The sequence below is a fragment of the Halalkalibacter alkalisediminis genome, assembly GCF_028610705.1.
GTDB classification, from domain to species: domain Bacteria; phylum Bacillota; class Bacilli; order Bacillales; family Bacillaceae_D; genus Halalkalibacter; species Halalkalibacter alkalisediminis.
Genome location: NZ_JAQQWT010000007.1, coordinates 186549 through 206682 on the forward strand (window position 1 = coordinate 186549; position 20134 = coordinate 206682).

The window sequence follows — 20134 nt, forward strand, 5'->3', positions numbered from 1 at the left end:
AGTGATCACTCATAGAAAGCGCGCAGCGAGAGGAGCCATTGCAACCAATATTTCATCATGTACCAAGAAAGGTGGTTGATCATCAAATAAAAAAAGGTTCAAAAGGACGAGTTTCACCTTTTTGAACCTTTTTGCTATTTAATCAATTTTCCAGCTCTCTAAATATACCTTTTGTTCATCGGTTAGTGCATCAATCCCAATTCCTAGAGCTTCTAATTTTAGACGAGCCACTTTTTGATCTAACTCATAAGGAACTGTAATAATTCGGTTTCCTATTTCTTTATATTGTTCATTCACATAGGCAAGAGAAACAGCTTGTAAAGCAAAAGTCATGTCCATAATCTCAGCAGGATGCCCATCTCCTGCACCTAGGTTTACTAAACGACCTTCGGCTAATAAGTATAACTTACGGCCATCTTCTAAAACATACTCTTCGATGTTCGTACGCACTTCTCGTTTTGATGTTGATAAGGCGTCCAGATCATGTTTGTTGACTTCTACATCAAAATGTCCAGCATTTGCAAGAATGGCACCATCTTTCATATTTTCCATATGCTCACGACGAATCACATATTGATTTCCCGTTACGGCGATGAAGTAGTCACCTGTTTTTGCTGCTTCTGTCAGAGGCATGACTTCAAACCCATCCATATATGCCTCAATGGCTTTAATGCTATCGACTTCAGTCACAATGACCTTAGCGCCGAGTCCCTTTGCTCGCAGTGCTACACCTCGTCCACACCAGCCATATCCAACGACAACAACGGTTTTTCCAGCTACAACTAAATTCGTTGTACGGTTAATACTGTCCCAAACTGATTGGCCTGTACCATAACGATTATCAAATAAATGCTTACAGTATCCATCATTCACAGCAATCATTGGAAACGGAAGGTCACCTGATTTTTCAAGTGCTTTATCACGGATCACACCAGTTGTTGTTTCTTCACAGCCACCACGAATGCTTTTCATTAGGTCAGGACGCTCTGAATGAAGCAATGTAACGAAATCGCCACCATCATCAATAATCAAGTCGGGCTCCACTTCTAAAGCCATAATAAGATGTTGTTTAAACTCTTCTGGATCTGGTTTATGTTTAGCAAAAACCGTAATGCCGTCTTCAACTAATGCTGCACAGACATCGTCTTGAGTTGAAAGTGGATTGCTTCCTGCGATATATACATCCGCTCCAGCTGCTTTTACAACCTTTGCTAAATAGGCTGTTTTGGCTTCTAAATGAAGACAAATGGCCACTTTTAATCCTTTAAATGGTTGAGTAACTTCAAATTCTTCGCGAATTCGGTTTAAAACAGGCATATGTTCTTTTACCCAATCGATTTTCAAATGACCGTTCTTGGCAAGACTCATATCACGTACAATGCTTTTCATTATATGTATTTCCTCCAATAGCTTTGATGTAAACTCTGTACATATGATAACGTATTATGCGTCCAGATGGAAGGATATCTAAACCTTGTTGGATGACTCTTCCTTACTTAACGGTTTTTACATCATCTATTAATCTAAGAAAGGTGATAAAATGATATAAGAGTAGGAGGAAGATAAATGGAAGAAAAAAAGCATAAACAACTTGAAGCAAAAGTGGCTGACTATAAGCAATATGGGTTCATTTTATTGTCTTTAAGTATCTTTCTGTTTATCGGATTGGTGATTCCATCAGAAAGTACAGTCTTAACGATGCCAGGTTTATTTATTGGGGGCATCTTTGTTACATTAACGTTTGCCGTTATCTTTCATCGATTAGCGATGAGAGCTCAAAATGAACTATATGAAGAGAAAGAATAATATAAAGAGCAGAGGCTAACCTTTAGATTTCAATACACTCTAAAGTTAGCCTCTTTTGTTGTATTAATGCTTCATGATTTCTAAAAAATGTGTTAGAATGCGCGCAGTTAACCCCCATATAACATAATCCTCGTAGTAATAAAAGGATTCAGAGAAATCACTGTATCGATTTTTATAAGCCCGCTTATTCGCTATTTTCTCTAAAGGGAAACCTTCTACTGGTTCGAATTTCATTCGCATCGTGTGTTGCTGTGGTTGATAGTGTCTAAAGAAAGAAAGGGGAACCGTGAAAACATGATCAACTTCATTTCGATTAATTTTTATATCCTCAAAATTTTCTATAGTACCAACAAATGGGTAGATAATGCCTCGAAAAGGTGTAACTAGAATATCAAGTGGTGAAACAATTTCAACTTTGCTTGTAAGTATTCCAATTTCCTCATGTAATTCTCTCACAGCAGCCGCTTCAGGATTTACATCGGTGGAATCTATTTTCCCACCAGGAAAACAAATTTCTCCAGGTTGTTTGGTAAGCGTCTTGGAACGGACTTCAAATAAAATAGAAATCTCTTGATCTACATACACAAGTGGAAGGACTACAGCTGATTTCATGGAATCGGAGCTACCTAGGATGCCAGCTTTTCTATTTGAAAGTTGTTTCTGAATATAAGAAAGATTATACATCTTATCATCTCCTCACAAAAGAACATGTAGTGAACTATATGACGTTGTAGAATGTCTCTATTTAAGACTTCTTTATTTGAGTATAGCACAAGGATATGCGAAATTTTTCTTGAATGGAAAAAGGGAAGGGTGCGTGATCGGTGTCTTTTAATTTTTTTGTTAGAAGATATTACAAAAATACTGTAAAGAAAGGTAGAGTACGGTACATTAAATACAGGAAAGGTCATTGACCTAGTTTCCAAAAATGTTCTCTCTACTCTCCCCCATTGCGAGCGATTCAATTGTTGAATCGCTCACTTTTTTGTCTATTTTTAGATATTTCTAACAAGAGTATAGTGTTTACAGGTTTAGAACATGCATATATTGGTACTATAACAATGAGGGTTGCAAAAAATGTCGAAATACACGACAATTATGTTTAGATACAATGGTAGAAGGGTAAGGGGAAAGGTTGCATGGACGAATTTATAAACGGAAAAAACATGCTCGACTTATTAGAGAAACTGGTAAATATAGATAGTGGCTCACATTATAAAGAAGGAGTTGACCAAGTTGGGTATCAACTTGTGCCGCTTTTTCAAGAACTGGGTTTTCATATCAAAAGATTAAAGCAAGAAGAAGTCGGTGACCATTTGATTGTTACCCATCCCAACAAAGAGAAGGCTTCTATTTTAATTGTTGCTCATATGGATACGGTATTTGAAAAGGGAACAGTAGCTACACGCCCTTTCAAAATTGAAGCTGGCCGAGCTTATGGACCAGGTGTCATCGATATGAAAGCGAGTCTCGTTTCTGTTATTTATGCTCTTCGCTATTTAAAGGAAGTCGGTTCTAAAGCATATCAAAATGTACAAGTCATTCTAAATAGTGATGAAGAAATAGGTTCAGTCACTTCTAGAGAACTCATAGAGGAAGAAGCTAAAGGAAAGTCTTTTGCTCTTATTATGGAACCAGCTAGACGTGATGGTTCTCTCGTAACGGAAAGACGGGGAAGTGGGCGTTTTACAATCGAAGTTCATGGAAAAGCGGCGCATTCTGGAATTGAACCAGAAAAAGGGAGAAGTGCGATTGAAGAGCTTGCACATAAGATTGTAAAACTACATGAATTAAATGATCATGAACATGGTATTTCCGTTAATGTAGGTATTATTGAAGGTGGAGATGCAGTCAATACGATTTCTGCTACAGCAATTGGGCATTTAGATGTTCGAGTTTCAACTTTAGAACAAGCTGAAGAAGTGGAACATAAAATTGAAGAAGTTTGCGCTTCGTCGGATGTTACTGGTACGGAGATAGAATTAACTGGTGATATGAGACGACCTCCTATGTTAAAAGATAAAAAAATTGAAGCGCTCTTTAATATCGTCAAAAATGTTGGTGCGGATCTCGGAATTGAAATTAAAGATACAAAAACAGGTGGAGGTTCAGATGCTTCTTTTACATCGGCGATGGGAATTCCGACCATCGATGGACTTGGACCTATTGGTGGTAATGCCCATAGTGATAAGGAGTACTTAGAAATATCCTCTTTAACGGAACGAACATTATTATTAGCAAAAGTAATTGAACGTTTAAATCAAAAAAAGAAATAACAACAGGGCTACTGAAAGTTTAAAGAAGAAGTAGCCATTTTTATCGAAGAGGGTTTATACACCCTCTTTTTTCTGTTGATTTATAAATTTTAAGCCAACACAATGATAAATCTAAATAAAAATCGCTTATCTTTATTTAGATAAGCGCGCATCCTAGTAACTTTTTTATTGATCGAGCTTTAACTTTGCCCCGGTATCAAATTTAACTTCTAACTCAAATTCAACTACATCATTCGGCGTTAGCTCTAGAATTGCCAAAATTTGTTTCTTAAGCTCTTCTTTGTTTGAATCTGGAGACAAGTTTAATTCATTTAAAAATGGTTCTATCATTTTTTGTGCTTCCTGTCCGTATTTAGTTGCCGTCCCAGGAGCTTTATACTTTGCCTCCATTTTATGATTCTCCATTTCATAGTCCATTTCAAACTCAGTTGTATTATTCAATTCAATTTCTAACTCGAAATCAATAACCATTGGTGCTGCTTCGACACTGTTCATACCTAAGGCTCCTAATACAATAAGCCAATAGACCAATGCAATAAACAACAGTTTTACTTTCAATGTCATTCCTCCATTTCGTGTTTTCAGAATTACTATATCCTAATAATAGGAAAGAAATTCTACAATCTTCTTTGCATGGCGGACTAGGAACTGAACAAATAGAGGTTGCACCTAAGTTCCAAAGACAGTTAGAAAAGGAATTTATCGTGATTTTAAGTGCTTTGAATTAATATGATAACAATCTGTTCCCAATGATACTAACGCGTCAAAGTTAATGGCTGCTAACGAGGTTTTAGGTAACAACAAAGGTTATATGTCTCTATTTTTTACCAGAAAATAGGCAGTAATCCATGAAGTAATTGGAATAATCAGAGCTACCCCAATTCCTGCACAAAGAATCGTTATGATTTCCACGCTAAATATTTTAGAATTTACGATTTGTCCAACAGAATAAGATAAATCTTTATACCATATGAGCAAGGCCATATATCCACCAAAGAAAGCAAAAAATAACGTATTCGCACTTGTCCCTAAGATGTCTCTTCCAATACTTAATCCAGAAAAGAATAAATTCTTTCTGCTAATGGTTGGATTATGATGATAAATTTCGCGCATTGGAGAGGTAATCGATATCGCTACATCTATGATGGCACCTATTGTACTCATAATAATCATTGAAGCTCCAACTTTAACAAAATCCACGCCTACATAAGGGGAGAAGATGCTTAGCTCCTCTAATTCTTCCTCACCAAATCCCTGAATCATTGCTTTATCAGTTATGATGAAAATCAAAAAGAGAAGGATCACAATGGTGATAATGGTAGAAAGGAAAGCTGTGACCGTTTTTAGGTTCACTTTATTTATATAAAATAGATTAATACAGCTAATCACGGTACAGGCCATTAATGTTAAAATAATTGGATTCGCACTCGGATTAGACATAAAAAGGATGGTTAGAAAGAGTACACCAAAGTTAAAGAACAAAGCCATATAAGACCGTGCTCCTTTTTTTCCGCCAATACCAACCATTAATAAAAATAAAATAGCTGCAAGACACATTAATACATTCATAATTTTGCCCTCTTTTGTTTAACGAAGAAAATAGCAATATACAGTCCGATTGGAATGGTTAGTACGATTCCAATCCCTCCAGCAAGGGCACGAGCCAATTCCAATGAAAGATTCATTGATAGGGTAAACCCTAATGGAGATCGATTATTCAAATACAAAATAAGCATGGGAATGGAACCACTTATATAGGCAAAAAACAAAATATTTGTCATCGTTCCCATAATATCTTTTCCAATTTCCATTCCAGATGATTTAAGTGCTTTTACTGAAATGTTGTGATTTTTTTCATATAATCCAAAGATAGAAGAAGACATCGTAATTGCTACATCCATTACGGCCCCTAAAGATCCTATTAAGACCCCTGCCATAAATACCATCTCATGTGGACGAGTTAAAAATTGCATTTCTTCATATCGAAGTCCACTTCCAGAAGTGAACCAGATTACTAGATACGTTATGAAAAGTAACATAAACGTTCCAACCAAGGTAGCAACAATCGCTGCATATGACTTTTCATTAAAACCATTTACGAGTAATAGAGAAATTACAGTAAATAAAATAACACTCATCCCGCATATCAATACTAAACTGACATCTGGTGTATTTACGTATACATCTAGTGCATAAGAAAGCAAAATGGCATTGATAACCAAACTAATAATTGAGAACATTCCTTGCTTTTTCCCAACGAAAAGCAAAGTAAAGATAAAAATCCATGCAATCCAAAGAACGTACTTATCACGTTTGACGTCTTGTATGGTTCCAGTTAATTCAGTATTTTGTTCTGTGTTCTTATTGATCCAAACAAACAATTCATTTCCAACATGATATTCATGATCATAAGCTCTAGATGATGAATATTCATTAGTTAAATGGATAAGCTGTCCTTTTTCTTCTCCATTTTTTAATACGGCTACAATGCTCTGGGAGAATAGAAAATCTTGATTATTATACATATCGATTATTTCAGTTCTATCTTCGAGATTTGTTTTGATGATTTTGGCTATGGGCCGTTCATAGAATGAATAATTGTTATTAACAAATAATACAGATGAGGCAAAACAAAAGACAATAATGGCGTATGTAAAAATTTGATTGTAGGTCATTTTTTTTAATTTGTTTACGATAACATTCAATAAAAACCCTCCAACTATTGCACTAATAAAGAGGAGAAGGTTTGAACATAGTGGTTTCAAGGACTTACACGTTCAAATCTTACATTATATTAAGAGTACAATTTCCTTAGCATTAGCGAATCTAAAGTCAGAATAGATCGCTAATGTGTAGTTAACAATGGACTTAGAATAACAGGGATATTTTCAAAACGTCAAGAGATTTTATCACTAGCTAAACGTATTGTCTTACTAAACTATAGAATAACTATTAAAATCCGCATATATTAAATCCTAAGCCTTGTTTGGCATAATTAGGTAGATTGAATTTTGGATAAACTTACTTACAAGAAAGAATTACTTTATTTTCGTTGTACAGACACGACCAAGCCCATTCCAACATAGGAATGAAGTAACGACATTCTGGGGGTGATTTCGTGTCAGCTATAATCGCAGCGATATCGTACTTATTTAAAGAAGTGATCGTCTTTGTTTCCTATGTAAAGAACAACGCCTTCCCACAGCCGCTAAAAAAAGACGAAGAACGTAAATACTTAAAACTCATGCAGGAAGGCGACGCCGAAGCACGTGACCTTCTAATTGAACATAATTTACGGCTTGTAGCTCACATTGTTAAGAAGTTTGAGAACACTCGGGAAGACACAGAAGATTTAATCTCTATTGGAACGATTGGTTTAATTAAAGCAATAGAAAGTTATTCTGATGGAAAAGGGACAAAGCTAGCAACCTATGCAGCTCGTTGTATTGAGAATGAAATCCTCATGCACCTTAGAGCATTAAAGAAGGTCAAAAAGGATGTATCCCTTCACGATCCGATTGGGACGGATAAAGAGGGGAATGAAATTACGTTAATTGATGTGCTGCAAGAAGAAGGCGATGATATCGTCGATGTGATTCAAACGAATATGGAGAAGACTCAAATCTATAAATTCATTCATGTGTTAGATGACAGAGAAAAAGAAGTCATTGTGGGGCGTTTTGGCTTAAACTTGGAGGAAGAGCGCACCCAGCGTGAGATTGCAAAAGAGCTTGGCATATCACGTAGTTATGTATCTAGAATTGAAAAACGAGCGCTAATGAAGCTGTTTCATGAGTTTTATAAGCAGAGTCAAGGGAAGAGTTAATAACATTCTTGAATGAGGGCGATCGATTAAAATCGATTGCCTACTTTTTTGCTTAATAAAAAGATTATGTGTAGGGTCAAAGGAATAGTACAAGTTTATCAATTGAATTATTAGAGTTTCTCCTATGCAACGGTCGATCAATTAACGGAGTGATATGTATGTAGAAAAAGGTTCAGTTCAGTGTGCTTGAAAGAAATGTATCTTACTAAATTAATAATTCTTTTTAAAACGAGTGTGTATGTTAAATTTGAATAAGAAGTATGTAAAACAAGATATTTGGTTCGTAGTACAAGGATACTGCTCATTCAAACTACATAACATGTACTAACTTTGTGAAAAGATGTACTTGAAGTAACGGGTTCGTCCTTAAATAAGGGCGCTTATTATATCTCATTAAGTAGGAAACGTTAAACTAAAGTGGCAGTACGGAATAAACTTATCACATTACTTAGAAAGGTTATAATTGGATTAAAGCTTAAAAGCCTAAATTATATATAGTTTAGGCTTTTAGACGCTTTAAAGATTGTAATTGCATAATTAATAGAAAGTGACAACAGCTAATTAAAATGATCAATAACAAACATACTATTCTCTATGGAGGCAACTCCATTGTGTACCCTTGCAACTCTAAATTCGTAACTGTTTGTAAGTACAAAAAAACCATTCTCAAAATCAGTCGAATCATCTTTAAAGTAAATTCCATTTATAGCATTTGGGTTATGTGAGTTAAATGTTAAAAAATATTCATTGTCCTCTTTTTCTAAGTGAGCTGGAATACCCCTATGTTGACTATTCATTAACGGACTGTCTCGTTCTACATGTACAAGATGAATATCAACATTATTTAACTTTTTAAATAATGTATTAATTAATGAGTCTTTGATGACTAATTCTAATCTATTTTGAACTGCTTGACCTAAGACAATTTGAGTAACGTATTGACTTTGTGTGGTTTCGACAATCGTATCAGTAATATTTTGTCTACTGTATTCATTAAGCAAAATAATACCTAACTGATCAGCTAAGCTTTGAAAAAAGAAGTGGGTTTGTAATTGATTAAAATCAAACTCATTATAAGATTTTTGTTCTACATGTAAAGCGATGCATTTACCGTTGAAAGCAGTGGCCAATGTTTTTCCTCTTTGGAGCAAAGCTTTTGCATTATTTGGGTTACTTAAACAAACTAATATATTTTCTTGCATGAAAAATCCCCCTTTAGATATGTGGTTGTACTTTTAAAAAAACTTATTAACACATACTCATAAAAAGAAAGGTTGCAAATGCATGAAATGGTCTAGGATACATGACCTTTCTCTCTGGTAAGTAACGCTGACGAGGTTAGCTGTCGGGTTAAGGATTGAGAGTATCCTTTCTTAGACTGTAAGATTCACCCCAGGTAAGTAACTACCGAAAATTGGTTCCCCCGCTCAAAATTGATTAAGCGAATAAAAGGTAAGCGATTAAATTTTATGGTATTAAATGTAATCCTAATGTGTGAAGCTGTCAACAATTTTTTTATAAGAGAAAATATATTATAAAAAATACCAATTATCATCCTATATATATTGTAAAAATACATCCTTCAGAATCTGATAAAAAATGAAAAAAAGCAGGTTGACAAAGTAAAAAGGCAGGAGTAATATTCTCGTCAGAACTTGAAATTACTTCCAAATTCGCTGAGTTCCAAATGAAGCGGGGGAACCATTTGTGCAACACTCCCATGGAGTATTGCTAGGGGTGAGTCTTAATAAAGTTAAGAGGGGATACTCTTTAGTCCCTAATCCGACAGCTAACCTCGTAAGCGTGTAGAGAGGGGATGAATGCCGTGATCATGATTTAGTGAGCCACTGTGAAGCTTAGATTTAAATATTTATTAGTTTGAATCTATTTTTCTAATTGAATATTGTATTTGTAATCGCTGAATTCAAAAGAAGCGGGGGAACCAATTTGTGCAACTCTCCTTAAGGAGAGTTGCTAGGGGTGAGTCTTAACAGAGTTAAGAGGGGATACTCTTTAATCCCTAATCCGACAGCTAACCTCGTAAGCGTCTGGAGAGAAAAAAACCTAGTAGTAGGCTTATTTAATTATGCCTAAAAGCTGCAGGGAGGGCTCTCCTCTGGCAGCTTTTTTATTTTGCCTAGAGAGAAGAAAGTAAATGGCAAACCAAGGAACATCTTTTGTTTAGAGAAAATATATCCAGAGCAAATCTACCTTTGTTTTTTTTGCTGAAACGTTCTAGTGCGTTATCTTCTGGTGTAAAGAAAATAGTAGACAAATAACAATGGTTACTTAGTACAATGTTGTCTTTATTACCAATAAACAATCAAGTGTTTAATTAGTCGAAGATGGTTCAGTTTCAAAAGAAGCCATAGTAAGCTTAGTAAACTATATTGCTCTTAGAGAAGAATTATAGAGACATCAAACCAAATACAGAAATATCTATCGCTGAATTCAAAAGAAGCGGGGGAACCAACTTTGCATCTCTCCAAATTGGAGATGCTAGGGGTGAGTCTTAACAAAGTTAAGAGGGGATACTCTTTAGTCCCTAATCCGACAGCTAACCTCGTAAGCGTTTGGAGAGAAAGATTATCCGTGTTAAGCATGGCTTATTTTTAGTGCCTAAAGCTACAGGGAGGATACTTTCCTCTTGTAGCTTTTTTATTTTAGTTCTAGGAGATAGAAGGAATGGAAATTCATGTTCGTATTTATTCGATGAAAGAAATGAGGATTGATCAGATTGTTCATTTAGTTTCTATAGCTCAAAAGTATTCTTGTGACATATTTTTATGTAAGAATGATCGAAAAACGAACTGTAAAGGGTTACTAGGTACTGTGATGTTTTTTTTATCAAATCAAAAGTCAGATTTTTGTATAAGTGCTATAGGACCAGACTCACGTGTTGCTGCACGAGAGTTGATCAATTTATTTTCTGGAATAAAGGAGATTGAAGTATTGAAAAAATGAAAATATTGGAGGTGTAAAATGGAATTTCTGTTAATTTTATTATTTATCTTGATGCCATATTTAATGATTAGGTTAATTCAATGGTCTGGGCAAGTAATTGAAGAGGGGAGTGTGGACAAATGATGTCGGTCTTAGTTTTAGGTGGTATGTTAGTTACTGTTTATTTAGTCTATGTTCTAATGCATCCTGAAAAATTTTAAGAATCTATCAAACTTGGAGGGTTAAACGTGTTGATTTCAATATTATCAGTTGCCATTACATTGGTTGTTGCTTTACTAATTGCCAAACCAATGGGAATATACATTGCCAAAGCATTTGATTATGAAAAAACAAGTTTAGATCGAGTGTTTGGACCCATTGAATCTATTTTATTTAAAATAGGCGGCATTAAAAAAGTACAGCAAACATGGAAGCAGTATGCCTTAGCAGTTGTTTGTACGAATGCATTTATGATTGTCCTAGTATATATTGTGTTTCGTTTTCAAGGCTTTTTACCACTAAATCCGTCGAATGTGAGTTCCATGGAACCAACACTCGCTTTTAATACAGCCGTGAGTTTTATGACGAATACCAATTTACAACATTACAGTGGAGAAGATGGGCTTTCTTATTTAGCACAAATGATTGGAATTTTATTTATGATGTTTGCTGCTCCTGGAACAGCGTTGGCTGTTGCCATTGCTTTTATTAGAGGGTTAGCTGGAAAGCCATTTGGTAACTTTTTTGTCGATTTATATCGTGCTGTTGTCCGTGTATTATTACCATTTGCTTTAGTGACAGGTCTTATTTTTATTGCGCTAGGGGTACCACAAACGTTATCACCTGCAGTAATGGTCAATACATTAGAAGGTGATGTACAGGAGATTGCTAGAGGTCCTGTCGGTTCGTTTCTAGCAATTAAAGAGTTGGGAAATAATGGTGGTGGATTTTTTGGAGTAAACTCCTCACACCCATTTGAAAATCCGAATGGGATTAGCAACCTCCTGCAAATTTTATTAATGTTTTTACTGCCAACAGCACTTCCGTTTACTTACGGGAAAATGGTTGGTAATGGAAGACAAGGAAGGATCCTATTTGTCTCCATGACGATGATCTTTGTTGTATTACTTAGTGGAGCAATTATTTCCGAGTATTCAGGTAATCCTGCTCTGAATAATATAGGGATTCAAGCAGAACAGGGAAACATGGAAGGAAAAGAAGTCCGTTTTGGATCGGTACAATCTGCGTTTTATGCGACTGTAACTACTGCAACCGAAACGGGAGCAGTCAATACAATGCATGATTCATTAACACCACTTGGCGGTTTGGTAGCACTCAGCAATATGATGTTAAACACCGTTTACGGAGGAGTCGGGGCAGGGTTTATTAATGTTGTTATGTATGCGATGATTGCTGTTTTCTTATCTGGTTTGATGGTAGGTCGGACGCCAGAGTTTTTAGGGAAGAAAATTGAAGGGAAAGAAATGAAGTTAATTGCGGTTACGCTTTTAATTCATCCTTTATTGATTTTAGGTGCATCAGCCATTGCTTTATTTACACTACTCGGTTCAGATGCCATTACAAACCCAGGTTTTCACGGGATTAGTCAAGTTGTATATGAGTTTAGTTCTTCTGCTGCAAACAATGGTTCTGGCTTTGAAGGATTAGATGATGATACCCCGTTTTGGAATATATCTACTGGAATCGTGATGTTTCTTGGAAGGTTTTTCTCTATTGTAACGATGTTGGCGGTTGCTGGCTCACTAGCAATGAAGAGAGCAGTTCCAGAGACGATAGGGACATTTAGAACAGATAATGGATTATTTGCAACTATCTTAATTGGAACCATATTTATTGTTGGGGCCCTTACTTTCTTCCCAGTAATAGCCTTAGGACCGATAGCAGAATTTTTAACATTACGATAAATGGATTGATTAGGAGGGAAAATGATGAGTAAAAGTCAAACTTATTCTATAAATAAAGAGAAAAATGAAACCGAATCACAACAGTCAATTCATATGTTTAATAAAGAGATAGTCGTTCAAGCGCTCAAAGATTCATTTATAAAGCTTAATCCAAAATCAATGATTCGTAATCCAATTATGTTTGTGGTAGAGATTGGATTTATTATTACTCTACTAATAACACTCTTTCCTGCAGCTTTTGGGAGCAAAGTAGATCCTTGGTTTAACATTGCAGTGACATTTATCCTGTTTTTCACACTATTGTTTGCAAATTTTGCAGAAGCTTTGGCAGAAGGACGTGGAAAAGCACAAGCGGCTTCACTGAAGCAAACGAAAAAAGATATTAATGCACGCAAAGTAAATGCCAAAGGCATGATACAAGTTGTTTCATCATCAGAGTTACGAAAAGGAGATACCGTCATTGTAACGCAAGGTGAAATGATTCCAGGTGATGGTGAAATTATTGTAGGGATCGCAACAGTTGACGAGTCAGCTATCACAGGGGAATCTGCACCAGTGTTAAAAGAGGCTGGAGGGGATTTTAGCTCAGTTACAGGAGGAACGAAAGTAGTCAGTGATGAAATAAAAATTAAAATTACGAGTGACCCTGGCGAATCTTTCTTAGATCGGATGATTGCATTGGTTGAGGGAGCCAAACGTCAAAAGACTCCGAATGAAATTGCTTTGAATACGGTTCTAACGAGTTTAACGATTATCTTTTTATTAGTCGTTTTTACACTTCCCTTCTTTGGAAATTATTTAGGAATTAAATTAGAAATTCCAATGTTAATTGCGTTACTTGTATGTTTAATACCAACAACAATTGGCGGGCTTTTATCAGCAATAGGGATAGCAGGGATGGATCGTGTAACAAAATTTAATGTTTTAGCGATGTCAGGTAAAGCGGTTGAAGCAGCAGGTGATATTAATACGATCATCCTTGATAAAACAGGGACAATAACGTATGGAAATCGAATGGCTTATAAATTCATCCCCGTTGGAAATCAAACAGAAGGCATGGTTGGGGAGTGGGCGGCAGTGAGTTCTGCTCAGGATGAAACGCCAGAAGGTCGTTCGGTCCTTGAATTAGTTCAGCAGAAAAGATTCATGTTTGATAAAAAGATGGCTCTTGAAGGGGAATTTATTGCATTCAAAGCTGAAACAAGGATGAGCGGTGTTGATTTGCAAGATGGGCGAAAAGTAAGAAAAGGAGCGGTTGACTCAATTATTGAATGGGTTAAATCTCAAGGTGGACAAATTCCAAGCGATTTAAAAGCTAGCAGTGATGATATTGCAAGAGAAGGTGGAACACCGCTAGCAGTTGCCGTAGGTGATGTGATTTATGGACTAATCTACTTGAAAGATACTGTAAAGCCAGGGATGAGAGAGCGTTTCGAAAAGATGCGCAGTATGGGAATTAAAACGATTATGTGTACAGGTGATAATCCTTTAACTGCTGCAACGATTGCTAAAGAAGCGGGTGTCGATGAGTTTATCGCAGAAAGCAAGCCAGAAGATAAAATTGCTGTCATTCGTAAAGAACAAGCACAAGGAAAACTAGTTGCTATGACAGGTGATGGAACAAATGATGCACCAGCATTAGCTCAAGCAGATGTGGGGATAGCGATGAACAGTGGTACAATAGCGGCCAAAGAAGCAGCAAACATGGTCGATCTCGATTCAAATCCAACGAAATTAATTGAGATTGTTTCCATTGGTAAACAGCTATTAATGACTCGAGGAGCTTTAACTACTTTTAGTATCGCAAATGATATTGCAAAATACTTTGCCATTATTCCAGCGATGTTCATGATAGCTATTCCAGAAATGAATGCTTTAAATATTATGAACCTGCATTCGCCAATGTCAGCTATTTTGGCAGCCTTAATTTTTAATGCGATTATTATTCCATTACTCATTCCTTTAGCAATGAGGGGTGTTAATTATAAACCAATGAGCTCAAATAAACTATTAAGTAGAAATCTATTAATCTATGGTTTTGGCGGGATAATCGTTCCTTTCATCGGAATAAAAATAATTGATATGGTATTACAGTTATGGATGTTATAAGGAGGTATCACAAATGAGTATAAGAGGATCTGTGAAAAGCATGGTCGGAACCATTATTCGTGCTAGTTTTTTATTAATGCTAGTAGCGGGACTATTGTATCCAGTTGCAGTGACTGGGATTGCACAAGCTGTTTTACCAGACCAAGCAAATGGGAGTTTAATATATAACGAAAATAATGAAGTGATCGGTTCAGAATTAATCGGCCAATCCTTTAATAGTCCATTTTATTTCCATGGTCGTGTCTCAAGCATTGAATATGATGCAATGGGGTCAGGGTCTGAAAACTATGGTCCGTCCAATATTGAAATGATTGAAAGAACGACACAACTCGTTGAACAATGGGAGTCAAATAATCCACAAGTGCCTGTTCAAGAATTACCTATCGATCTTGTTACGAATTCAGCATCGGGTTTAGACCCGCACATCAGTCCTGCAGCAGCTTATGCACAAGTTCCTAGAATTAGTGACAATACGGGTATTTTTGAACAAGATCTATTTCGATTAATTGTAGAACATACTGAAGGGCGTGAACTTGGTTTATTTGGAGAACAAAGAGTCAATGTTTTATTACTGAATTTGAGTTTATCTGAGCTTATAGAATAAAGAAAATGAGGATCAAGAGGATAGCTCATCAGTGTCTAAAGTTTTGCTTTTGAGATATCCTCTTCTACCAAGAGGTGAGTGATCGTGTTTTCTCCCTTTCCAGATTACAAGAGAAAATCACCAGAAGAAATTTTGTTAGAAATTGAACGAATGCGGCGAGGTAAATTAAAGCTATTTGTCGGGGCTGCTCCTGGAGTTGGTAAGTCTTATCGAATGTTGCAGGAGGCGCACGAATTAAGAAATGAAGCGATCGATGTTGTAATCGGCTTAATTGAAACGCATAACAGAAAACAAACGGAAGAACAAATTAAAGATCTTGAAATGATACCAATGAAGAAAGTTGAATATAAAGGGCGGTTTTTAGAAGTACTGAATGTCGAAGCAATTCTAGAACGTTCACCAGATGTTGTCGTGATAGATGAGCTTGCACATACCAACATTCAAGGGTCGAAAAACAAAAAAAGGTATGAAGATTTGCAGGAAATTTTAGAATCTGGTATTTCTGTATTATCAGCTGTTAATATTCAGCATATTGAAAGCGTACATGATATCGTCCAACAAATAACAGGTGTATCTGTACGAGAACGGATTCCCGATCTTGTATTACACAGTGCGCATGAAATCATTTTAGTAGATATTGCACCTGAAACATTACAAAAAAGATTAATAGAAGGAAAGGTTTATTCACATGAGAAAGTAGAACAATCTCTTAAAAACTTTTTTACATTAAGTAATTTAGGAGCCCTTCGAGAGTTAGCCCTTCGAGAGATTGCTAATGATGTCGATGAGCGAATTCAAAAGGATGAAAAATTGTTTGCTTTAGCTGAAAAAATATTAGTTTGCGTTCAATATAGCGGAAGTGCGGAACGATTAATACGAAGAGGGGCAAGGATGGCGAACCGATTAAAAGCTGATCTGTATATCCTGAACGTACTCAATGATAAGCAAGGCTTCATCGATGAAGTTCACCGAAAAAGAATTAAGCAGTGGCGGAAGCTTACTCACGAATTTAAGGCGACCTTTTTAGTTGAACGAACAAAGGAGAGAAAAGTTTCTGAAGTAATTATTGATACGGTCAATCAGTATTCAATAACACAAGTTGTTCTCGGTCAATCCGCAAGGACTAGATGGGAAGAAGTAACAAAAGGTTCAATAGTAAGTACAATTATGAGGTATACGGAAAATGTAGACATTCATATTGTTGCAGATCGAAGAAATCAATAAGGAAGGAGAGTTTTAACTTGAGTATTACGTCTAAAGACAAAGAAATATTAATTTGCATCAATAGTCCAAAAGGGAATCATTTTTTTGCACAATTTGAGCCGTTTCGAGACTCACTAGCAATGACTACACACAGTCCTGTAGTTGCTCAACAAATGCTCGAAAATGGATATAACAATATTTTGTTACTTGATTTAGAAAATAAAGAGCAACACAAAGATTTATTCCAGGCCCACTATCAAAAAATAATTATTATTGAAGGGAACATACTTGAATGTGGGTTAGCAGTTGATGTGTGTAAGAGTTATACAAAGGGACCAATTTATGTTGTCAGAACGAAAAAACGTTTCGTCCATCCTCGATTATATCAGTCGATTGGAGCCAGTTATGTTATTTTTACGAATAATGAAAATGATATAACCTTTATTTTTAAGTAGAGCGACGCTAGAGTCAATGTATTGACAAGATTATAAAAGAGGAGTATGTTCTCTTTTATAACAAATAGAAATATTAACCTTTTATTCGCTTAATCTGCTTTTTAGAGCGGGGGAACCATATTGGTGGTTAAAAATCACCTTTGGGGTGAATCTTACTTAGTAAGAGGGGATACTCTCAATCCCTAATCCGACAGCTAACCTCGTCAGCGTTATCTTGGAGAGAAGGGTCATTAAAAGACCATTCTTTGTGATGGTCTTTTTTATTTGGGAAAAGGAGCGGAAAAAGTGGCAGAAAAAAAGAAACAATACGCAGTTATAGGCTTAGGACGCTTTGGGGGCAGTGTTTGCAAAGAGTTATATAAAATGGGGCATCAGGTGTTAGCTATAGATAACAATGAAGCTAAAGTAAATGAGTTCGCAGCTCATTCTACTCATGCAATAATTGCAAATGCAACAGATGAGAAATCACTACAATCTCTCGGTATTCGAAATTTTGATTATGTCATTGTAGCTATTGGGGACGACATTCAATCGAGTATATTAATAACCCTAGTGTTAAAAGAGATGGAAGTGAAAAATGTCTGGGTGAAAGCTCAAAACGCCTATCACCATAAGGTACTTGATAAAATTGGAGCAGATCGAATTATTCATCCTGAACAAGATATGGGAATTCGTATTGCCCAACATATAACATCGGAAAAAATAGTCGACTATATCGAGTTATCAGATGAGTATAGTATCGTGGAGTTATTGGCAACAAAGAAAATAAATAATTCCACACTAGTAGATTTAGATGTTCGTGCTAAGTTTGGGTGTACCATCTTGGCGATTAAACGTGGCGAAGATATTAACGTGTCACCCCTACCTGACGATACGATTTATGAAAAAGATGTTCTAATTGTCATTGGACATAAAGCGGACCTAAAACGATTCGAAGAAGAAGGGATGTAAGAATGTTAGATAGGAAAGGTTTTTTACATCGAAACATTCAAATGTCACCACCACAAATACTTGCCTTAAGCTTTTTTGTCGCTATCGTTATAGGTACTCTATTATTGAAGCTTCCAATTGCCACAACGGAGCCAATTAGATGGTTAGACGCATTATTTACGGCCACGTCAGCAACGACCGTTACAGGTCTAGTTGTACTTGATACGGGTCTGGATTTTACGGTTTTTGGACAAATAGTAATAATGATACTCATTCAAATTGGTGGATTAGGGTTAATGACATTTGCTGTTTTAATAGTAGTTGTGTTGGGAAAGAAAATAGGTCTAAAAGAGAGAATGCTTGTACAAGAAGCATTTAATCAAACATCTATTGGTGGCGTAATCCGTCTTGTTAAAATTTTATTTATCTTTGCTATTATTATGGAAGTGATCGCCGTTATCTTACTATCGCTGCGTTGGGTTCCAGAGTATGGGTGGGCATTTGGGATTTACACGAGCATCTTTCATGCCATATCTGCTTTTAATAATGCTGGATTTTCTTTGTGGTCAGATAGCTTGATGGGTTATGTGGGCGACCCAGCAGTTAATATTGTTATTACCTTATTGTTTATTACGGGTGGAATTGGTTTTACCGTCTTATCTGATTTATGGCATACTAAGGAATTCCATCGCTTATCGTTACATACTAAGTTAATGCTCGTCGGAACATTCGTTATCAATGTTGTAGCAATGTTATTAATATTTACATTAGAGTATGCCAACCCTGCTACATTAGGTAATTTAGATACTCTGGAAAAGCTTTGGGCATCTTACTTTCAAGCTGTTACACCTCGAACAGCAGGCTTCAATTCATTAGACATTGGTAGTATGAATCCTGGAACAATCGTTTTTATTCTACTACTTATGTTTATCGGAGCAGGTAGTGCTTCAACAGGTAGTGGGATTAAACTTACAACATTTATTGTCATTGTCATGGCAGTTGTAACGTTTTTAAGAGGAAGAAATGAAACTGTAGTGTTTAAACGCACAATTAAACATCAAATGGTTATACGGTCATTAGCAATCGTTGTCATTAGTTTATTTGCGGTATTTTTAACAATATTAGCTCTGTCAATAACGGAGGATGCGCCGTTTATTATGATTGTATTTGAAGCATTCTCTGCATTTGGGACAGTTGGATTATCAATGGGGCTAACAGGAGAATTATCAGATGCTGGTAAACTAATTATCATTGTATTAATGTTTATCGGTAGAATTGGACCATTAACATTAGCCTTTTCTTTGGCAAAAGCACAAAAATCAAGTATTCGTTATCCAGATGGAGAAGTATTTACGGGATAATACAAACATAATTATATGAATGACTTTCTTGTTCATCAACGGGAGCGATTGCTAAAGAAAAGCAGTCGTTCCTTTTAAAGTTAGACCAATGAACTCAAGTACAAAAAAGTTCAGTCCCATTGTACTTGAAAGAAATGTATCCTGCTTAGATTAATTATCCTACAAAATGACGAGTGTGTATGTTAAATAACAAGGATTTAAAACTAAGATAACTATTTTCTTCGTAGTACAAACGAACTGTGTATAAAATTAAATTTATTTAACTATATGTGAACAATACTTAAAGTAATGGGAGTTTGAAATTAATAGGATTAACAATAGCATGGCATTTAACTCAAATGCTTTTCTGATGTAATTTTAAGATGCATATGCTTTGACTTAGAATTACAACTTGTCCAGTAAATCATGCTTGCTACTATTGTTGTACAAAAGCAGTAAAAATCCATCCCTGTTTTGCTTATATTTTTCTTTCCCCAACCCCATAATGTAGCAGAATGAGCTTTTTAAAACGCGCTCCTCTTCTGACATTAGATTAGAAATCCTCATGCACCTTAGAGCATTAAAGAAGGTCAAAAAGGATGTTTCCCTGCACGATCCGATTGGGACGGATAAAGAGGGGTATAAATGCTAATTTAATAATGTACAAAGATGATTACATAAGAATGTACAGTTTGATGATGTACATGCATACTTAGT

18 protein-coding genes, 1 pseudogene and 5 riboswitches are annotated in these 20134 nt (G+C 35.9%); of the genes and pseudogenes, 13 read left to right on the forward strand and 6 right to left on the reverse strand.

The annotated features are described in order from the left end of the window. Window positions 1-138 precede the first annotated feature (138 nt). On the reverse strand, window positions 139-1389 hold the full coding sequence (locus tag PQ474_RS13245) for an adenosylhomocysteinase (protein WP_273844010.1): 1251 nt from the start codon (window positions 1387-1389) through the stop codon (window positions 139-141). 177 nt (window positions 1390-1566) lie between these two features. Here PQ474_RS13245 and PQ474_RS13250 point away from each other — a divergent pair, with 177 nt between their 5' ends. Further along, a complete protein-coding gene (locus PQ474_RS13250) occupies window positions 1567-1806 on the forward strand; it encodes a YrhC family protein (RefSeq protein WP_273844012.1) in 240 nt (79 codons plus the stop codon). A 63-nt stretch (window positions 1807-1869) separates the two neighbouring features. On the opposite strand, the gene PQ474_RS13255 is transcribed toward PQ474_RS13250, so the two are convergent. Beyond that, window positions 1870-2490: an NUDIX hydrolase gene (locus PQ474_RS13255; protein WP_273844014.1), complete on the reverse strand. Its 621-nt coding sequence runs from the start codon at window positions 2488-2490 to the stop codon at window positions 1870-1872. A 455-nt stretch (window positions 2491-2945) separates the two neighbouring features. Here PQ474_RS13255 and PQ474_RS13260 point away from each other — a divergent pair, with 455 nt between their 5' ends. Beyond that, window positions 2946-4082: a M20 family metallopeptidase gene (locus tag PQ474_RS13260; RefSeq protein WP_273844015.1), complete on the forward strand. Its 1137-nt coding sequence runs from the start codon at window positions 2946-2948 to the stop codon at window positions 4080-4082. Between the two features lie 165 nt (window positions 4083-4247). On the opposite strand, the gene PQ474_RS13265 is transcribed toward PQ474_RS13260, so the two are convergent. The 3 genes from PQ474_RS13265 to PQ474_RS13275 form a co-directional block, all read right to left on the reverse strand. Continuing rightward, the gene (locus PQ474_RS13265) at window positions 4248-4640 is read right to left on the reverse strand and encodes a YusW family protein (RefSeq protein WP_273844017.1); all 393 of its coding nucleotides are present in this window, start codon (window positions 4638-4640) and stop codon (window positions 4248-4250) included. 249 nt (window positions 4641-4889) lie between these two features. After that, the gene (locus PQ474_RS13270) at window positions 4890-5651 is read right to left on the reverse strand and encodes a YibE/F family protein (protein ID WP_273844019.1); all 762 of its coding nucleotides are present in this window, start codon (window positions 5649-5651) and stop codon (window positions 4890-4892) included. After that, window positions 5648-6787 (reverse strand): YibE/F family protein, encoded by a 1140-nt coding sequence (locus PQ474_RS13275; RefSeq protein ID WP_390187498.1) that lies wholly within the window; start codon window positions 6785-6787, stop codon window positions 5648-5650. Before PQ474_RS13275 ends, PQ474_RS13270 begins: the two co-directional genes overlap by 4 nt. Before the next feature lie 413 nt (window positions 6788-7200). On the opposite strand from PQ474_RS13275, the gene sigK reads away from it, so the two are divergent. After that, window positions 7201-7908, forward strand: a complete 708-nt coding sequence (sigK, locus tag PQ474_RS13280; RefSeq protein WP_273844021.1) for an RNA polymerase sporulation sigma factor SigK — start codon at window positions 7201-7203, stop codon at window positions 7906-7908. A 557-nt stretch (window positions 7909-8465) separates the two neighbouring features. On the opposite strand, the gene PQ474_RS13285 is transcribed toward sigK, so the two are convergent. Beyond that, the gene (locus tag PQ474_RS13285) at window positions 8466-9110 is read right to left on the reverse strand and encodes an adenine nucleotide alpha hydrolase family protein (RefSeq protein WP_273844023.1); all 645 of its coding nucleotides are present in this window, start codon (window positions 9108-9110) and stop codon (window positions 8466-8468) included. Between the two features lie 110 nt (window positions 9111-9220). After that, window positions 9221-9362, reverse strand: a riboswitch (cyclic di-AMP (ydaO/yuaA leader). Window positions 9363-9572: 210 nt separating this feature from the next. Continuing rightward, a riboswitch (cyclic di-AMP (ydaO/yuaA leader) is annotated at window positions 9573-9728 on the forward strand. A gap of 86 nt (window positions 9729-9814) precedes the next feature. Then, window positions 9815-9971, forward strand: a riboswitch (cyclic di-AMP (ydaO/yuaA leader). A 370-nt stretch (window positions 9972-10341) separates the two neighbouring features. Next, a riboswitch (cyclic di-AMP (ydaO/yuaA leader) is annotated at window positions 10342-10494 on the forward strand. 99 nt (window positions 10495-10593) lie between these two features. On the opposite strand from PQ474_RS13285, the gene PQ474_RS13290 reads away from it, so the two are divergent. From PQ474_RS13290 to PQ474_RS13330, 10 genes and pseudogenes are all read left to right on the forward strand, one after another. Next, window positions 10594-10872 carry an HPr family phosphocarrier protein gene (locus PQ474_RS13290; RefSeq protein WP_273844025.1) on the forward strand — a complete coding sequence of 93 codons (279 nt, stop codon included), beginning with the start codon at window positions 10594-10596 and terminating at the stop codon, window positions 10870-10872. 122 nt (window positions 10873-10994) lie between these two features. After that, complete coding sequence (locus tag PQ474_RS26615; protein ID WP_390187510.1) at window positions 10995-11072, forward strand: potassium-transporting ATPase subunit F; 78 nt, start codon at window positions 10995-10997, stop codon at window positions 11070-11072. A 33-nt stretch (window positions 11073-11105) separates the two neighbouring features. After that, window positions 11106-12776, forward strand: coding sequence for a potassium-transporting ATPase subunit KdpA (kdpA, locus tag PQ474_RS13295; RefSeq protein ID WP_273844074.1), 1671 nt, complete (start codon window positions 11106-11108; stop codon window positions 12774-12776). Between the two features lie 93 nt (window positions 12777-12869). Beyond that, window positions 12870-14885, forward strand: coding sequence for a potassium-transporting ATPase subunit KdpB (gene kdpB / locus PQ474_RS13300; RefSeq protein ID WP_273844076.1), 2016 nt, complete (start codon window positions 12870-12872; stop codon window positions 14883-14885). Window positions 14886-14898: 13 nt separating this feature from the next. Next, on the forward strand, window positions 14899-15489 hold the full coding sequence (kdpC, locus tag PQ474_RS13305) for a potassium-transporting ATPase subunit KdpC (protein ID WP_273844027.1): 591 nt from the start codon (window positions 14899-14901) through the stop codon (window positions 15487-15489). Between the two features lie 84 nt (window positions 15490-15573). Continuing rightward, entirely contained in the window at window positions 15574-16713 is a 1140-nt protein-coding gene (gene kdpDN / locus PQ474_RS13310; protein WP_273844029.1) for a KdpD-like non-kinase potassium sensor, read from the forward strand. Between the two features lie 17 nt (window positions 16714-16730). Next, a complete protein-coding gene (locus tag PQ474_RS13315; RefSeq protein WP_273844032.1) occupies window positions 16731-17147 on the forward strand; it encodes a hypothetical protein in 417 nt (138 codons plus the stop codon). Between the two features lie 76 nt (window positions 17148-17223). Further along, window positions 17224-17371: riboswitch (cyclic di-AMP (ydaO/yuaA leader) on the forward strand. 61 nt (window positions 17372-17432) lie between these two features. Then, window positions 17433-18098, forward strand: coding sequence for a potassium channel family protein (locus PQ474_RS13320; RefSeq protein ID WP_273844033.1), 666 nt, complete (start codon window positions 17433-17435; stop codon window positions 18096-18098). Window positions 18099-18100: 2 nt separating this feature from the next. Beyond that, window positions 18101-19438: a TrkH family potassium uptake protein gene (locus PQ474_RS13325; RefSeq protein ID WP_273844036.1), complete on the forward strand. Its 1338-nt coding sequence runs from the start codon at window positions 18101-18103 to the stop codon at window positions 19436-19438. Window positions 19439-19964: 526 nt separating this feature from the next. Next, window positions 19965-20057, forward strand: a pseudogene (locus tag PQ474_RS13330) (RNA polymerase subunit sigma); the annotation flags it as partial. Window positions 20058-20134: the final 77 nt, after the last annotated feature.